Consider the following 16,627-nt stretch of genomic DNA (forward strand, 5'->3'; position numbering starts at 1 on the left):
ACGTCGGGCACGGCCGAGCGGGGCGCGCACATCGTGGACCCGCACACGGGCCTGCCCGCGGATACCGACCTGGTGTCGGTGACCGTGGTGGCTCCCCGGCTGACCTGGGCGGACTGCTGGGCCACGGCCGCGTTCGCGAGGGGCTCGCGCGAAGGCCTCGCCTGGCTGGAGTCGCTGCCCGCGGTGGAGGCGCTGCTGCTCACCGCGCAGGACGAGGTGCTCTGCACCGGGGGCCTGGAGCGGTATGTGGGCTGAAGCGGAAAATCTTCCCCGCAGAAGCGATGCCTCTCGCGTCCTGCGACGTATCGCCCCAGGAGCCCGGGGCGAGGTGCTCACCAGCACGCGGCCGGGGCCCGAAAAAGGTGGCACCGCGACCCGGTGCCCGGCCGGTCGAGAGGCGGGCTGACCAGCCAGGTTCACCTGGCCTGCGGCGGCCGGGGCCGTCCCCTGGGGAAGCCCACCTCCGCTCGCTGGTCCGCGAGTATGTCCGGCTGGTGGGAGGGTGCGCACTCGGGAGGACGTCAGGTAGGCGCGATCATCCGAGAGCGATACGGCACCTGGGTCCGGGGATGGAGCTGGTGCTGCCACTCCGGTGGGCCCATCGGCCACCGGGTCGGCGGGCCGAGTTCCGTGACGACCCCGACGAGACCGCGGAACGCGCAGTTTCCGCGCTGTTGGAGTGGCGGGAGTGGTGGGAGCGAACGTCCCGGCGCTTGGCCGAACTGGCGCCGCCGCCGGACGCCTCGCCCGAAGACCGCAGCCGGCACTTGGTACCCGACTGGGACCGCTGCGCTGGGACTTCTACTGGCTCTCCCTGCTGGGGGACTTCGACGAGGACGCGACGCCGGGCTCGGGCGGTACGTGGACATGTCCTCCGGTTGGGCACATGACTACGGGAGCCGGTTCGGGAGTGAGTGGGATCCCGTCCGGGTGAGGTGTGACTCTAGGCCAACGATGTCCCCCTAATGCCCGGTTCCCGCGACTTCCGAGTCGCCACGCGGACGATCCTGGGCGAATGTGAAGGGGCACGATCGTCCTTGTGGGGCGTACGCGCCGCTGGAGGAATTTCGTCGACCAACGGGAGACCACCATGCAGGTCACTCTCCGCAGCCGCTGTGGCCGTGCGCTCGCCGCAGGCGCCCTCTCCGCCGCGCTGGTGCCGGCCGGATCGGCCGGAGCCTTCGCCGCCGGCAACACGCTGATGCCGACGCACCGAGTGCGACACACAGCAAGACGCCGGCGACCAAGTTATCGATCACGATCAAGGCCAGCCACACGCCGGTCAGGGCTGGGCAGAGCGTCGCGCCCCCCGGTCAGCCCAACAGGCTGAAACCCGGCACGAAACCGGCCCCGCAGCACCTGCGCAACAGCATGGGGACCACGCTGAACTCGAGCACCACGGTGACGAAGGGCCACACCTACGCGCTGACCGGCAAGCCGAGCACCACGGGCACGCAGGACCTCCGGGTGTCGACGTCCGGCGCGACGCACTCCCCCGCACTGGCCGTCAAGGTGTCCTGACCGAAGCCGGGGCCCGCAGCGCAAGCCGCAGTCCCCGCGACAGCGTGTCGAGGGCCACCGGAGCTCGCCCGCGATCTCCGGCCGCTCCCGCTCCCATGCGTAGCACGGGTCGAAGCTGCTGGTTGCGCAACCTCGTGCGATTCCGGCCCGCATCATCAGGGGCTCCCGCGTCGCCCCTGCCGTCATGCGCAAGGTCATCGGCGAGATCCGCAACGGATCCATGATGAACATGCGCTCCAAGTACGCGGACACGGCTGCCGACCCGCCCGACTTCCTCCACGAACTCGACCGGCGCGATTGCGCGCGGTGACCATCAGGGAGCTGCTGAGCTGATGCATCCCACGACCATTGGCCGCCTGCTGATCACCGGCGCCGCCCTCGCCGCGCTCGCCGGCTGCAACAGCGCGATACCCCACAAGGACGAGGCCTTCGCCTCCAGGGCCCCCGCCGACCCCGCCGAGCAGCAGAAGATCCGGGGTCTGAGGGGCATGCCACCCGTGCTCGACCCGAAGGACCTCTACGCGGCCGACCGCCCGGACCAGCTCTCGCCGACGGTGAAGGACTTCCCGTCCCGCGTGTACGTCCCCAACACCAACTCCGACACGGTGTCGGTCATCGACCCGAAGACGTACAAGGTCATCGAGACGATCCCGGTCGGCAGGCAGCCGCAGCACGTGGTGCCGTCCTGGGACCTGAAGACGCTGTGGGTCAACAACGACCTGGGCAACTCGCTCACTCCCATAGACCCGAGGACCGGCAAGGCGGGCAAGCCGGTGCCCGTGCACGACCCGTACAACCTGTACTTCACGCCCAACGGCAAGTACGCGGTCGTGATGGCCTCCAGCGACCGGCAACTGGTCTTCCGCGACGCCCACACCATGAAGACGGTCAAGGCTCTCCCGGTCGGCTGCTACGGCGTCAACCATGCCGACTTCTCCATGGACGGTCGCTACTTCATCGTCTCCTGCGAGTTCAGCGGCGAGCTGCTCAAGGTCGACACCGAGAGGATGGCGGTCACCGGCCGGCAGAAGCTGCCCCTCGACGGTGCCATGCCGCAGGATGTGAAGATCTCCCCGGATGGCAAGAAGTTCTACATCGCCGACATGATGGCCGACGGTCTGTGGGTCCTGGACGGCGACACCTTCTCCAAGCCGTCCCTCCTGCCCACCGGAAAGGGCACACACGGCCTGTACGTCAGCCGTGACTCCCGCGAGATGTACATCTCCAACCGGGGCGAGGGCACCATCTCCGTGTTCGACTTCAAGCAGGACCGGCTGACCAAGAAGTGGCGCCTGCCGGACGGTGGCAGCCCCGACATGGGCGGCATCTCCGCGGACGGCAAGGTCCTGTGGCTGTCCGGCCGCTACAACTCCGAGGTGTACGCCATCGACACCGCCACCGGCGCACAGCTCGCCCGCATCAGGGTGGGCAGCGGCCCGCACGGCCTCGCCGTCTATCCGCAGCCGGGCCGCTACTCGCTGGGTCACACGGGCGTCTTCCGCTGATGCAAGGGCGCGCTGAACCGCCACCGGATGCGCCATGAACCGCGGTCGTGCCCGGGGGGAACCGGTCGCGCGCCTCCCCCGCGAGGAGTCACCACGTACGCTGGAGAACGACCGCACGTCTCCTGTCCCCGCCCGAGGCAGACGGGAGTATCGATGCAGGTGGCGGCGGTCCGAGCGGTCCACGCCGATACGAACCCGGCCATCGGCGATCGCCCGGCCGTGAGGCCCTGCGGTCGGAAAGGGGGCGCCGTGAGGACCTGGCTGTTCCCGGGCCCGGCGGGCACCGCCGGGGTGTGCCGAACCCCACGGCCGGTGAATGAACGCCGGCCCGGCGTCGTAGGCCGTAGTGACAGGTGCCCGGCCACCACGGTGACAGGTGGGGGCCGCCCTCCTGCCACGCCTCGGCCGAACGCGGTCCGGCATCCCAGCGCGGTGGACTCATGACCAGCGCCGGGACGTTCCGCACCGCCGGGCTGACGACGCTGACCGGCTGGCCGTTCCTGGCTCTGCTGTGCGCGTTCGCGATCGCGTTGATCACCGTGACGATGAGGATGTGGAACCGCTGGCCGACGGGCTGGGCGCCGGTGTTGCGGCTGGGTTGCCTGTTGTTGCTGATGGCGGCGGGGGCCCTGGTGACGGCTGATGTCGTCAACCGCGAGTTCGGTTTCTACAGCTCGTTCGACGACCTTCTCGGCCGACTGCCGCCCGTCACCACGACGCCCTGCTCCGCCGGCGCCGGTCGGCCGCCCGCGGCGCCGGCGCACGGACGCCTCGAACATGTCCGGCTGGCCGGTTCCGTCTCCGGCATCTCGCGCGACGCGTTGGTCTACCTCCCGGCCGTCTACGCATCACCGGCTGCGGCCCACAGCCACTTCCCGGTGATCGAACTGTTCCACGGGTACCCGGGCGGCCCCGGCGCATGGCAGCGCCACCTGAACCTGACGGCCGTGCTGGACCGGGAAATCGCCGCGCGCTGCATACCGCCGGTGATCGTCGTCGTCCCGACGGACAGCGATGCGGGACACGACGGCGAGTGCGTGGACGCCGTCAGCGGCCGACGCGACGAGACCTATCTGGCGGTGGACGTACCAGCACAGCTGGCAGCCCGTTACCGGGTCTCCACCACGCCCCGGAGCTGGGCGGCGATGGGGTACTCCACCGGCGGGTTCTGTGCCGTCAACATCGCCTTCCACCACCCGGCACGGTACGCGGCCGCCGCTGCTCTGTCCGGATACTTCACCCCGGTCACCGACGCCTCCACCGGGAACCTCTACCGGGGCAGGCACGACGTGCGGCAGTGGAACAATCCGCAGTGGCAGGCCGCACACCGGCACATCGACGTGCCCCTGTACGTCGTGGCGGGACGAGCCGACCCCGAGGCACAGCGCGCCATCGACCATCTGAAGGCGGCCGCCCGGGGCCGCGTTCCCCTCACCACAGGGGACGCCCCGGCGGGCGGACACAACTTCACCGTGTGGTCCAAAGCATGCCCGGCCGCGTTCGACTGGCTCGCCGGCCACCTCCCGGTGTCCCTGTCCCTGCTCGCACCTCCATCCCAAGACCTGGGTGGGTGAGCCATGGGAACCCCGACAGGCACTCACCGGAGAACCCGCGCCTCCGGGCTCGGCGCAGTCCTCGGAATGATCGGCGCGCTCGCCTACAGCTCGTTCGTGCTGGAAGCCTTCCTCCACACGGGCCTCAGTCCGCTGCGCTCGTATGTCAGCGAATTGTCCGTCGCCGGCAGGCCGTACATGTTCCTCTTCCGCGCGGGTGACATCATCGCAGGCTGCGGCCTCCTGGCCTTGGCCATGGCCCTCGCCCGGCGCCTACCGTCCATTCACCCGCGCGCCAGTGGATGCGTGGCGCTGGCCGTCACCGCGGCGGCCTCGATCGGCGACGGCCTGTGGCCCATGCCCTGCGCCCCGTCCGTCGACCCGGTCTGTCGTGCGACCGACAGCACCAACCTGTTCCAGCAGCTCGGCCAGATCCACACCCTGTCGAGTCTGGCGGAATTCACCGGCGCGATTCTCGCCATGCTCCTGCTGAGCAAGGTCCTTCAGCACGCCGACCACCGCCGCCGGGCCCGTTGGAGCCTCACCGCAGGCATCGCCACCGCCGCACTCGGAGCCCTGGAGATCGCCATGGTGCTCACCGGGGTGCGCTGGGTCGGCCTGCCCGAACGCGCACAGGTCCTGCTGGTCTCGGCCTGGTGCGCCGCCATGGCACGCCTCCTCACGGGCACACCCCCGGTGCCGACACCTCCGCGTGATCCGACGGCCGTTCTCCAGGCCGAGTCCCTCACCCGCCTCCGCCGCGTCAACCCCGGCCGATCGTGGACGCGGCATGCGTCCGTCACATGGTCGGCAGGCCGCCGGGCTCCCGCAAGGGTGTGGTCTGGGGCCGGGCCCGCATCTGTGACCCCGCCCGGTGAGAATCGGCGGTCAGCCCAGGGCCGACCGCGCGCCTCGCCTCGGAAGCATCGGCAGCATCGGCAGGCTGCCCGATAGGTGGGCATTCCAACGACAGTGCCACGCTCGCCTGCGGGAATTGCCCCGGCCCACCATCGCCGCGATCACGCTGCTGTGGAAGTTCGGCGCCAACCCGGTGCTGTCCTTCTGGCTCGCCTACATCCTGACCCGTCCGCTGGGCGCCAACATCGGCGACTGGCTCGCCTCCCCCAAGGCCGCCCAGAACCCGGGCGACCCGACCGGTCTCGACCTGGGCACGTTCACCACCAGCCTTGTTTTCCTCGGCCTGATCCTGGCGACGGTGATCTATCTGACGGTGACGCGCTCGGATGTGACCGAGACCCACGAGGCGACCCACCCCGCACAAGCCGGCGGCGACCCACGCAAGGAGCGCGTCGCTCTGGCCGGCTTCGGACTGCTCGCCGTCGCCACCGCGGGCCTGCTGGTCTGGGCACACGGCCAGCCGCACGTCGGCCCGGCGCCGGAGGAGGACAACACCTCCGCCGTCCATATGGCGCCCGGCGAAGCGGTGAAGAAGTTCCCGCCCGCCAAGGTCGCCGTGCTGAAGACTCTCGCGTCCACGTCGCTCGAGGACGCACGCTCGGGGAACGCGACCGGGGCCCACGCGGCCGCCCAAGGCCGCGTGACCTGTGGGACGCCGACCAGGCGTCGCTGCAGCCGCTGGACCAGACCGGCTGGACCTCCATCGACGCCCGGATGGACAAGGTGCTCAAGACCTTCGGCATCGATCACTCGAACCCGCCGATGCCGCCTGCGCAACAGGAGAAGGAACTGAACGCCCTCCTGACCGACATGGGCTGACGCCGACGAGTCGCGGGCAGCGCAGGCATGTCCGCGGATTCCCGCGGTGCGGTCGAAGCCGGCGTCAATGACTCCGACCGCCCCGCTGTCGTTCCAGACTCATCGGTCGCGGTGGCGGCGGATACGCCAGAAGCGGGACCCTGCGACCGCTCGCACCCGGGCCCTTCACCCGTGCCTGCGCCGGCGCCGGCGCCGACCTTCGTGCACAGCACCTTGATGATCCGGAAGCAGGCGGTGACCTCGGGGATCGGAGAGTTCGTAGGTCGTGGCCAGGACGTTGCCAGCGGTTGCCTGAACGCATTCTGACTGCCGCGCGGCTTCCCCGGCCCGCCGGGTCCGGCCTGCTCACCATGGTGCCATGCACTCCCGCGCCGCGTCCTGGCTGCGGCACCGGCTCGGCCGCGCCGTCGTCCTCGTCTACGCCCTCGCCCTGCTCCTGCCCGCACCTGGCCTGTGGCTGCGCCGCCCCCATCCCCTGCCGCCGACGCACCTGACAGTGCACACCGCACCGCTCCTGCTGTCCCTGGTCCTGTTCTCGGCCGGGCTCCAGGTCCCCGTCCGCGCGCTCGGTGCCCTGCTGCGGCATCCGAAGGCCCTGTTCGCCGGTCTCGTGCTGCACCTGGCGATCCCACTGACGGTCGTGCCGTTCGTCGCCTTCCTCCTCCGGCGCACCCCGGACACCGACGGCGGCAGCGGACTGCTCACCGCGATGATCCTCGTCGTGGCGATGCCCGTGGCCGCCGGGGCGACCGTGTGGGCCGACAAGGGCGGAGGAGACCAGCCGACGATGGTGGGCCTCGTCCTGGCCTCCACCCTCCTCAGTCCGCTGACCACTCCCCTGCTGCTGGCGACGCTGTCGCCTCTGCTCAGCGGTGGCTACGCGCACACCCTCGCGGCCACCGGCAGACTGGCGGGAGGCGGATTCGCCCTCACCTCCGTGGTCCTTCCCTGCGCGGCGGGCCTGCTGGGCGCACTCGTTCTGTCCACACGACGGCTGGGCCGCCTGGTCGCCGCGGTGGCACCGTCGGCCTTGGCCGGTTCCCTGGTGCTGACCTACGTCAACGCCAGCGGCGCCCTCGGATCCGTCCTCACCCGGCCACGACCGCTGCTGTTCGCCGCGGCCCTGGCCGTGGCCGCACTGGTCTGCCTGCTCTCCTTCGTCCTCGGCGGGGTCGCCGCCCGCGTCCTGCGGCTGGAGGCGGGCACCGCGTCGTCGCTGACGCTCGCCTGCGGGATGAACAACAGCAGCGCGAGCGCGGTGCTGATCACCGCGTCCCTGCCCGGCAAACCCCACCTGCTGCTGCCGGTGCTGGCCTACGGGCTGCTGCAGAAGTCCGCCGCGAACCGGATCGTCACCCGCCTGCGACCGGCTCCCACCACCGCAGGCGCCTGAACGGTCCTCAGCCGCCGTACCACGGACACGGACTCGGCGCGCGGGACGGCGGAACCGACGGACGGCACAGCAGGGGGCCGAACGTACACGGCACCGGAACAGACGGACGTGGCGCGAGAGCAGAGGGAGGGCCATGCGCCAGACGATCCTGCTCATCAAGGACGATCACGCCCTGCACGACGTGCTGATGCGCGGACTGCGCGACGAGGACTTCGACGTCGTCAGCCCGCTTCTGACCAACGCCTGCCGATGCGCCCGCTCCAGGATCGCGTTCCCGCCTACCGCGCACCCGACGGCGCGCGGATCGCGGCCCGACGGACACGGCGGAGTGGGCCTGGGTCTGCCGTCGGCGCGACGTCCGGCCCGCGCCGCCGGCGGGGAGGTGACGTACGACCCCGGACACACTCCCGGGGGCACGGTTCGTGATCAGCCTGCCTGCCGGGTGACCGCGCCCCACTCGACGCCACCGGAGCGTCACGGCGTGATGTCACGCTGGATGTCCTTGCGGGAGACGGCGAGGTAGCCGACGAAGCCGAGGATCGCCACGGTCCAGGACAGCGTGACCGGTCCCAGGCCCAGGTCGAGTCCGCCCCTGCCGTGGCCGACGGCCATCCAGTCGGCGACGGAGGCGCCGAGCGGGCGGGTGATGACGTACGCGGCCCAGAACGCGGCGACCGCGTTCAGGCTCCCCCACCGGTGGGCGACGGCCGGGACAGCGATGGCGGCGGCGTACAGCACGACGGAGCCCAGGTAGCCGAGGCCGACCGTGGCGGTGAGGTCGCCCGCGGCGGTGCCCAGCGCGAACGTGGCCAGCACGGCGGCCCAGTAGAAGGTCTCACGGCGCCGGGTATGGATGCTGTGGATGGACAGTGTGCCCTCGCTGCGGTGCCAGAGGGCGAAGACGGCGGCCAGCGCGGCCATGAAGAACGGAGTCGAGAGCGTGTACGGCACGCCGAGGCCGACGTGCAGGACATCGGCGGCCATCGTGCCGAACACGCTGACCATGACGATCGCCGTCCAGTAGATCCAGGCCACGTACCGGCGGACGGCGAACTGCACCGCCAGAGCGGCCACCAGGGCGATGCCGCCGAGGCCGACAGCCGGGATCGGGCCGAGCAGGTGGGCGAGGAAGTCGGACGCCGTCTCGCCCATCCCGGTGGTCAACACCTTGATGATCCAGAAGTAGACGGTCACCTCCGGCACCTTGCTTGCCGCGTGACGGATGTGGCCGGCGGGCCGGTTGTGAGTGAGGTGATCAGTCGACATGGCAGGCACCATGACATGGTGCCCGGCCCTCGCTCCAGACCCCTTTGCCAAGGTTTGGGCGCTCCCGGTACGGGAGTTGCCCGAGGCTCCGCCGAACCTGAACGCGACCTGAACACAGAGGCCGATGCCCTGGTCAGGAGCGTGCGGCCAGTGATATCGGCTGTCTCCGGCATCGGCCCGGCGACTGAAATCCAGGACGCCGCAGTCGGCCGGCCCGAACCGACGCAGCCGCCGCGGCTGGTCACCGGCGAGGTCACACACCGCCCGCCCAGGCCGGCCGGTTCCACGGTCGTCCATCCTGCCGTCCCCGTCCCCGTTCTCGTTCTCGTTCCGCGCCTCGCCAAGCCGTGCCTCGGAGGCGGGACGGCCTCCGAGGCACGGTGCTCACGACGGCCGGACCGCGGGCGAAGCGGTCACGGTACGAGCTTCAGCAGGCGGTTGGGCGAGCCCGAGCCGGCGCCGGTGACCTTGCCTGTCGTCGCCCCGTTCACCAGGGCCGTGGCGACCTCGGCCGGTGTGGCGGAGGTGTGGCCGGCCAGGTAGACCGCGGCGGCTCCGGCGACGTGCGGGGTCGCCATGGAGGTGCCGGAGATCGTGTTGGTCGCGGTGTCGCCGGTGTTCCAGCCGGCCGTGATGGAGGATCCCGGGGCGAAGACGTCCAGCACGGAGCCGTAGTTGGAGTAGCTCGCCCGGGCGTCGGTGCTGGTCGTCGCGCCGACGGTGATGGCCTCGGCAACCCGGGCCGGGGAGTACGAGGAGGCGTTGGCGTTGCTGTTGCCGGCGGCCACCGCGTATGTCACCCCGCTCGCGATGGAGGCGCGCACGGCCGCGTCCAGCGTGGTGGAGGCACCGCCGCCGAGCGACAGGTTGGCGACGGAGGGGCCGGAGTGGTTCCGGGTCACCCAGTCGATGCCGGCGATGACTCCGGCGGTGGTCCCGGAACCGTTGTTGTCCAGTACCCGCACGGCGACGATCTTCGCCTTCTTGGCCACGCCGTAGGTGGAGCCGGCGATGGTGGTGGCCACGTGGGTCCCGTGGCCGTTGCCGTCCGCGGCGTCGGTGTCACCGTCGACGGCGTCGTAGCCGTAGGAGGCGCGGCCGCTGATCTGCTGGTGCGTGATGCGTACGCCGGTGTCGATGACGTAGGCGGTCACACCGCTGCCGGCGCTGTCCGGGTAGGTGTAGGTGCCGGACAGGGGCAGGGAGGGCTGGTCGATGCGGTCGAGGCCCCACGGCGCGCTGGACTGCGTGGTGTCGGCGACGGTGACCCGCTGGTTCTGCTCGACGGCCGCCACCGCCGGGTCGGCGGCCAGGCGCTCGGCCTCCGTCGCGGAGAGCGTGGCGGCGTAGCCGTTCAGCGCGCTGCCGAACGTCTTGGTCACGCTGCCTCCGTACTCCTTGACCAGGTTCCTGCCCGTGCTCGAGGAGGCCTTGAATCCGGCGTCCTTTTGGAGCGTCACGATGTAGCTGTCCCGGACCGCCGTGGGCGAGCCGGCACCGATCACCTTGCCCACGGCCGGAGCGGCCTGGGCGGGGACGGCGGCGAGGCCGCCGGCCAGGGTGGTCGCCGCGATCGCGGCGGTCGCGACGAACCGTATTCTCTTGCTCCGCAGTTGTGCCATTACGAGGGATTCCTCCTCTTGGCGGCGCGCACGGGTGGGGCGCGCGTCCGTGGGGGCGGGTGCGCGTGATCGCGCACCCCTGCCGAGGCGGGGGCGTGGAGTCCCGCTCGGGCTGTGATCGAGAGTCGCCGATAACAACCGCCAGTCACAAGGCAGTTGACGAACCATCAATAAACCTGCCATGCGCACGACATAACGTTGGATGCGTGGCAGGGTGGGGTTGACCATGCTCTTCCCGGTTGCCGCCCTGCTCACTCGAACGCGGACGCCGCCTCGCGGAGCGCGGTGGCCACCGCTTCCGGGGAGTCGGGGCCCGGCGGTCCGGGCCGGTACGTCACCGACCTCAGCCGTCCGGTGAACCGGAAGGTGCGGTGGCGTTCGTACAGGGGCCAGGAGACGGGCGACTTGCGGTCGACGCCGATGCTGATGCCCTGGAAGGGGGCCATGCCGATGAGCTGGTGCACGCTGTCGGACACGGCCCGTTCGGTCCCGTCGACGACCAGCGTGAACCGCCAGCGCAGGCCTTCCTCGGCGGTGGCGCTCAGCAGGACGTGGTGCGGACCCGTCGCCAGGAGACCGGCGTCCGTTTCGTGCAGGACGCCGTACTCGTTGTAGGCGAGGCGCAGCCGTCCGTCCTCGACGTACAGGCTGTAGCCGCCTCCCTGGTCGCCGTGGGAGACGAGGACGCCTTCACCGGTCTCGTCGAGCAGGACCTCGATGTCGAAGGACCGCAGGGAGATCAGCCGGGAAGAGCGGTAGCGCTCCAGTTCCGGCGTGCCGGGCAGCAGTGTGAGCGGCCGGGCGAGCCTCCGTTCGGCGGGGTTGCGGCGGGCGAGGGCTCCACTGCCGTCCGGCAGCGGGAAGACACCGTTGCGCCAGGCCGCCTCTTCCCAGGCCGCCGACAGTTCCTTGACGAGGTCCGGGCGCTCGGCGGCGAGGTCGTGGATCTCGGTGGGGTCGGTGCGGATGTCGTACAGCGCCCATTCGGAGTCGTCGTAAGGCGTGCCGGGCCGGTGCAGGGTGACGAGTTTGTGGCCGTCGCGGTAGTGGCTCCGGTTGCCGCTCATCTCGCAGTACTGCTCGTGGTGGGTGGAGTCGTGGGCGGCGTCGGACAGGACGGGGGCGAAGCTCGTGCCGTCCGGTTCCTGGAGGGTGCGGCCGCGCCGGGTGCCGGGGCGTCGCAGTCCGGCCAGCTCCAGGAGCGTGGGCGCGATGTCGGTGACGTACTGGTACTGCGGGCGCAGGCCCGGTGCGAGCCGTCCTTCCCGGGCGCCGTCGGGCCAGGACAGCAGGAACGGCACGCGTACGCCGCCGGCGTAGGTGTGGCCCTTGTAGAGGCGGAACGGCGTATTGGAGGCCATGCCCCAGCCGCGCGGGTAGTGGACGAGGCTGCGGGGGCCGCCGATCAGCTCGGGGGCGCGGTCGACGTCGGGCGTCCAGTCGTCCGGCAGCCCCGGGTGGTGGACGAAGCGGCTGAAGTAGGAGCGGGTGCCCTCGGCGCCGCCCTCTCCGGTCCCGCCGTTGTCGGAGGTGAAGACGATGATGGTGTTGTCGAGTTCCCCGAGCGCGTCGAGGGTGTCGGTGAGGCGGCCGAGGTTCTGGTCGATGTTGTCGACGAGCGCCGCGTACACCTCCATGTAACGGGCGTAGAGCCGGCGCTGCTCCTCGGTGAGGCTTTCCCAGGCCGGTACGTCGAGGCCTGCCTCGCTGTTGCGAACGGGCAGTTCCGTGCCGGGCGGGAAGAGGCCGGCGGCCTTCTGTGCGGCGAAGCGCCGTTCGCGCAACGCGTCCCAGCCGTCGTCGTAGCGTCCGCGGTGGTGGTCGATGTCCTCGGCCTTGGCCTGGAGCGGCCCGTGGACGGCGTTGTGGGCGAGGTACAGGAAGAAGGGCTTGTCCTGGTCGTGGGCGCGCAGCGACTTGACCATGGCGATCGCCTGGTCCGTGATGTCGTCGGTGTAGTAGTAGTCGTCGGGGAACTCGTCGATGTCGAGCGGGCTGTTGTCCCGGACGAGCTGGTGCGGGTGGAAGAGGCTGGTCAAGCCCTCCAGTACGCCGTAGTACTGGTCGAAGCCCTTCTGGAGCGGCCAGCCGGCGCGGTCGTTCGCCGCGTTGGACGCGGAGTCGCGCACCAGGTGCCACTTGCCGACGGCGTAGGTGGCGTATCCGGCGTCGCGGAGCAGTTCGGCGAGCGTGGGGATGTCGTCGGCGATCTGCATGCCGTATCCGGGGAAGCCCGGGTCGGAGTTGGCGACCATGGCGTAGCCGACGCGGTGCGGGTTGAGACCCGTGAGCAACGCCGCCCGTGCCGGGGAGCACAGCGGCATGGTGTGGTAGTTGGTCAGCCGAACTCCGCCGTCGGCGAGGCGGTCGAGGACGGGCGTGGGGATCTCCGAGCCGAACGGGCCTATGTCGCTGTACCCCATGTCGTCGACGAGGACGACGACGATGTTCGGTGCCTTCCCGGTGGGGGCGGGTGCGGGCCAGGCCGGTTCGGACTCGGCGAAGGTCCGGCCGACGCGGCCGGGGAAACCCTCGTACGGGTCGCGTCGGGTGGCGCTGCTCGTCATCGGCGGCACGGTGTTCGCGGTCACCGCCGGCGGCGACGACGAGGGCGGCGGCGAGAAGCCCGTCGCCCACGGCAGCGACGGCCCCGCTCACTCCCCGACCCCCTCGCCGACGGCCTCCGGCGGCGCGGACCCGGACCACCTCAACGACGGTCGCGGCCCCGGCGAGGCCAAGGTCCTCTGGTACGCGCCCGCCCCCGACGCCCCGGCCTCCGGCGCCGACGCGCCCGGCATGTGGATCAGCGGCGACACCGCGGTGAAGGCGGCCTACAAGCAGGTCTTCGCCTTCGGCACCGCGGACGGCCACACCGCCTGGGGGCCGGTCTCCCTCCCGCAGAAGATCTGCGCGGTCACCCCGCACAAGTCGGCCGACGACAAGGTCGTCGTGGCGTACATGAGCGGCGCCGGCGAGCACGCCAAGTGCAACCAGCTCCAGCAGCTCGACCTGCGCACCGGCGAGAAGGGCTGGAGCGGCGAGGTCGCCGACGGCGGCCTGTTCGACAGCGCCCTCACCATCGAGCTGACGGTCGGCGGCAGGACGCTGATGGTGGGCCGTTCGCAGTCGGGCACGGCGTACGACATCGACAGCGGCAAGAAGCTGTACGACAAGAAGCGGTACGGCCCGGCCTGCTTCCCGGCCGCCTACGCGGGCGGCACCGACCGGCTGATCCAGGTGTCCTCCTGCGGCGTCGGCGGCTCCGAGGAGCACGAGGAGATCCAGGAGCTGGACCCGGCGAACGGCACCGTGCGCTGGACGCAGAAGCTCAAGAAGGGCTGGGAGGTCAGCCGCACCTACTCGGTCGACCCCCTCGTGGTCTATCTGACCAACCGCGAGAAGAAGACCTGGAACATCTCCGTCATCGCCGATGACGGCAGGATCCGGTCGCAGGTCGTGGTGGACGAGAAGTTCGCTCCCCGCTGCGGCTGGGCGGTCCTGGAGCGCGAGTTGCAGGGCTGCCAGGGCGTCGCGGTCGACGGCGACACGCTCTACCTGCCCACCGACGCCACCGTCAGCGCCAACGAGATCGTGGCCGTCGGCCTCGCCGACGGCAAGGAGAAGTGGCGGGTGAAGTCCCCGGGCGACCGGCCGATGTACCCGCTGAAGACCGAGGGCGGCAAGCTCATCGCGTATGTGCAGCCGTCGTACGACAGCGGCGGTCAGGTGGTGTCGGTGCCGACGGCCGGCTCCTCCCACCGGACGAGCGCGCTGCTGCGCAACCCGCGGGGCGCCGCCGATGTCGAGGGCACCTTCTACGACGGCGTCCTGGACTGGACCGGCGGGCGGCTGTTCATCTCCGCCGACCGGCTGTCCGGCGACGACGACTCCAAGGAGAAGCTGATCATGGCCTTCGGCGACTGAGCCGGGCCCCGGCTCCCGTCCTCCCGCGTCCCCTTTCGCCGTCCGCCCAGCGCCACCGAGGTACCCGTCGCCATGACCCAGCCGCCCCCGCCACCCAACCAGCCGCCACAGCCCCCGCAGCCGGGCTACGGCTATCCGCCGCAGCCCCCACAGCCGGGCTACGGCTATCCGCCGCCCCCGCCGGGACCCGGTTACGGCCCGCCCGGCGCGCAGCCGGGTCCGTACGCCCCGCAGCCGCCGACCCAGCCGGCCCAGCCCCCGGCGTACGGCGCGCAGCCGCCCGCCGGCTACGGCCCCCAGCCGCACAACCCCTACGCCCGGCCCACCCAGCCCATGCAGGGCGCGGGGGCGGGCTACGGCTATCCGGGGCAGGCGCAGCCGCCGACCGTGCCGATGACGCCCCGACCGGTGCCGGGCGGAGGCCGGCGGAACACCACCGTGTTCATCGTGGTGGCGGCGGTCGTCGCCATCGCGCTGATCATCGGCGGCGGCATCTGGTACGCCGGTTCCGCCGGGGACGACGGCCACTCCCACGACCCCGTCTCCTCCGCCGGCCAGACGGGCGGCACCAGCGGCGGCTCCGTGGGCGGGGGCGGCGGTGGCGGCAAGGAGAGGGTGCCGGCCGACCCGGCCGCCAAGGTGCTGTTCAAGGTGGAGCTGCCCACGACGGACGACACGGTCGTCACCTCCGGCTCCTGGCTGACCGACACGGTGTACGCCAAGAGCGGCATCGCGGAGATCACGGGATACGACCCGGTCCGGGGCACCAGGCTGTGGACGGTCAAGCTGCCCGGCCCGATCTGCGCGGCCAGCGATCACGTGAACGAGGACGGCCGGACGGCGGTCACCTTCCAGCCGAAGATGCCCCCGAAGGACTCCTCCGCGGGGTGCAGCCAGGTCGCCGCGATCGACCTCGCCGCGGGGAAGCGGCTGTGGACCAAGACCATCAACTCCGGTGACTACCCGGTCACCTTCCAGAACGTGACGGTCGCCCAGCACACGGTCGCGGTCGGCAGCTCCGACGGCGGTGCCGCGTTCGACATCGACTCCGGCAAGGCGCTGTGGCAGCCCAAGGCGGGCGACGCCTGCTCCGACGCCGGGTACGGCGGCGGCGCCCGGCTGGTAGCGGTGCGCAAGTGCGGTGTGTCCGACAGCCGGAAGCTGCACATCCAGAACATCGACCCGAAGACCGGCAAGGTGATCTCCGAGTACCGGATGCCCGACGGCGTCGAGTACGCGTCCGTCGTCTCCACCGACCCGCTGGTGGTCGCCGCCGACGTCGGCGACGCCGCGGGCGACGGCAGCGGCGTCTCGGACTACTTCTCCATCGACGACAGGACCGGCAGGCTGCTCGCCCGGATCCCCGCGCCCGGCGACACCTACGGGGGCCGCTGCGACGGCATCACCCGCGTCGAGGGCTGCAACCAGGTCGTCGCCGGCAACGGCAGGCTGTACCTGATGACCGAGCCGCACGACGGGCAGGCCGAGTACAGCAGGACGAACGAGATCGTCGCCTTCGACCTGCGCACCGGCAAGCCGACCGGGCAGCGCGCCGAGGCCGGCGACGGCTACACCCTCTCCCCGCTGCGCATGGACGGCGGCAACCTGCTGGCCTACAACGCGCCGCCGTACAACAAGGGCGGCCAGGTCGTCAGCATCGACGGCGGCAGCTTCAAGGTGACCAAGCTGCTGGAGAACCCCGCCGAGCGCAGCGTGCACACGGCGGAGACCAGTCTGCTGCCCGAGTACGCCGAGGTGCTCTTCGGCAAGGGCCGCCTGTACATGTCGGCCCAGTTCGCCCACAAGCGCGACCGGACGTACGACCAGGAGTACCTGGTGATGGCGTTCGGCACGGACGGCTGACCGGCCTCCGGCGCCGTCGCCGCACTCGCCCGAACGAGTGAACTCCCCAGTGGTGCCCCGGATTTCATCGATCCGGGGCACTTCTCTTCGGGAGGGGCAGCGCGACGTCGAACAAGCGTGTAGCTTCCGGGGGCATGAAGCGCGGGGGGTGCCGGGGGGACTGGGGGGTTGCTCAATGGGAGTGCGGCTCGTGGTCGTCGACGACCATCGCCTGCTCGCGGAGGCGCTGGCGTCGGCGCTCAA

Annotated in this window: 14 protein-coding genes and 1 pseudogene; 12 read left to right on the plus strand and 3 right to left on the minus strand. The window is 71.1% G+C overall.

Annotated features, from left to right (window positions below; translation table 11 throughout):
- The 10 genes and pseudogenes from H5J33_RS06360 to H5J33_RS37230 form a co-directional block, all read left to right on the plus strand.
- A partial coding sequence (locus H5J33_RS06360) for an FAD:protein FMN transferase (protein ID WP_181793818.1) occupies positions 1–255 on the plus strand: 255 nt, incomplete at its 5' end.
- A 75-nt stretch (positions 256–330) separates the two neighbouring features.
- Positions 331–450: pseudogene (locus tag H5J33_RS38620) on the plus strand (IS5/IS1182 family transposase); the annotation flags it as partial.
- 921 nt (positions 451–1,371) lie between these two features.
- A complete protein-coding gene (locus tag H5J33_RS06370) occupies positions 1,372–1,521 on the plus strand; it encodes a hypothetical protein (RefSeq protein WP_181793820.1) in 150 nt (49 codons plus the stop codon).
- A gap of 184 nt (positions 1,522–1,705) precedes the next feature.
- Complete coding sequence (locus tag H5J33_RS37225) at positions 1,706–1,831, plus strand: hypothetical protein (RefSeq protein WP_258564917.1); 126 nt, start codon at positions 1,706–1,708, stop codon at positions 1,829–1,831.
- A gap of 22 nt (positions 1,832–1,853) precedes the next feature.
- On the plus strand, positions 1,854–3,026 hold the full coding sequence (locus tag H5J33_RS06375) for a YncE family protein (RefSeq protein WP_181793822.1): 1,173 nt from the start codon (positions 1,854–1,856) through the stop codon (positions 3,024–3,026).
- 440 nt (positions 3,027–3,466) lie between these two features.
- Positions 3,467–4,600: an esterase family protein gene (locus tag H5J33_RS06380; protein WP_181793824.1), complete on the plus strand. Its 1,134-nt coding sequence runs from the start codon at positions 3,467–3,469 to the stop codon at positions 4,598–4,600.
- Positions 4,601–4,666: 66 nt separating this feature from the next.
- Positions 4,667–5,533 carry a DUF998 domain-containing protein gene (locus tag H5J33_RS06385; protein ID WP_181793825.1) on the plus strand — a complete coding sequence of 289 codons (867 nt, stop codon included), beginning with the start codon at positions 4,667–4,669 and terminating at the stop codon, positions 5,531–5,533.
- A gap of 40 nt (positions 5,534–5,573) precedes the next feature.
- On the plus strand, positions 5,574–6,290 hold the full coding sequence (locus H5J33_RS06390) for a hypothetical protein (RefSeq protein WP_258564918.1): 717 nt from the start codon (positions 5,574–5,576) through the stop codon (positions 6,288–6,290).
- A 384-nt stretch (positions 6,291–6,674) separates the two neighbouring features.
- A complete protein-coding gene (locus H5J33_RS06395) occupies positions 6,675–7,709 on the plus strand; it encodes a sodium-dependent transporter (RefSeq protein WP_181793827.1) in 1,035 nt (344 codons plus the stop codon).
- 133 nt (positions 7,710–7,842) lie between these two features.
- The gene (locus H5J33_RS37230) at positions 7,843–8,232 is read left to right on the plus strand and encodes a hypothetical protein (protein ID WP_258564919.1); all 390 of its coding nucleotides are present in this window, start codon (positions 7,843–7,845) and stop codon (positions 8,230–8,232) included.
- Here H5J33_RS37230 and H5J33_RS06405 read toward each other — a convergent pair.
- From H5J33_RS06405 to H5J33_RS06415, 3 genes are all read right to left on the minus strand, one after another.
- Positions 8,184–8,975 carry a hypothetical protein gene (locus H5J33_RS06405; RefSeq protein ID WP_181793829.1) on the minus strand — a complete coding sequence of 264 codons (792 nt, stop codon included), beginning with the start codon at positions 8,973–8,975 and terminating at the stop codon, positions 8,184–8,186. The genes H5J33_RS37230 and H5J33_RS06405 overlap by 49 nt on opposite strands.
- A 413-nt stretch (positions 8,976–9,388) precedes the next feature.
- On the minus strand, positions 9,389–10,597 hold the full coding sequence (locus H5J33_RS06410) for a S8 family peptidase (protein WP_181793831.1): 1,209 nt from the start codon (positions 10,595–10,597) through the stop codon (positions 9,389–9,391).
- A 251-nt stretch (positions 10,598–10,848) separates the two neighbouring features.
- Positions 10,849–13,164: an arylsulfatase gene (locus H5J33_RS06415; protein ID WP_181793832.1), complete on the minus strand. Its 2,316-nt coding sequence runs from the start codon at positions 13,162–13,164 to the stop codon at positions 10,849–10,851.
- On the opposite strand from H5J33_RS06415, the gene H5J33_RS06420 reads away from it, so the two are divergent.
- Both H5J33_RS06420 and H5J33_RS06425 read left to right on the plus strand, forming a co-directional pair.
- Positions 13,148–14,521, plus strand: a complete 1,374-nt coding sequence (locus H5J33_RS06420; RefSeq protein WP_181793834.1) for a PQQ-binding-like beta-propeller repeat protein — start codon at positions 13,148–13,150, stop codon at positions 14,519–14,521. The genes H5J33_RS06415 and H5J33_RS06420 overlap by 17 nt on opposite strands.
- Positions 14,522–14,593: 72 nt before the next feature.
- Positions 14,594–16,384, plus strand: a complete 1,791-nt coding sequence (locus tag H5J33_RS06425; protein WP_181793836.1) for a PQQ-binding-like beta-propeller repeat protein — start codon at positions 14,594–14,596, stop codon at positions 16,382–16,384.
- Positions 16,385–16,627: the final 243 nt, after the last annotated feature.

Source organism: Streptomyces sp. WELS2 (assembly GCF_013870595.1).
GTDB lineage: Bacteria > Actinomycetota > Actinomycetes > Streptomycetales > Streptomycetaceae > Streptomyces.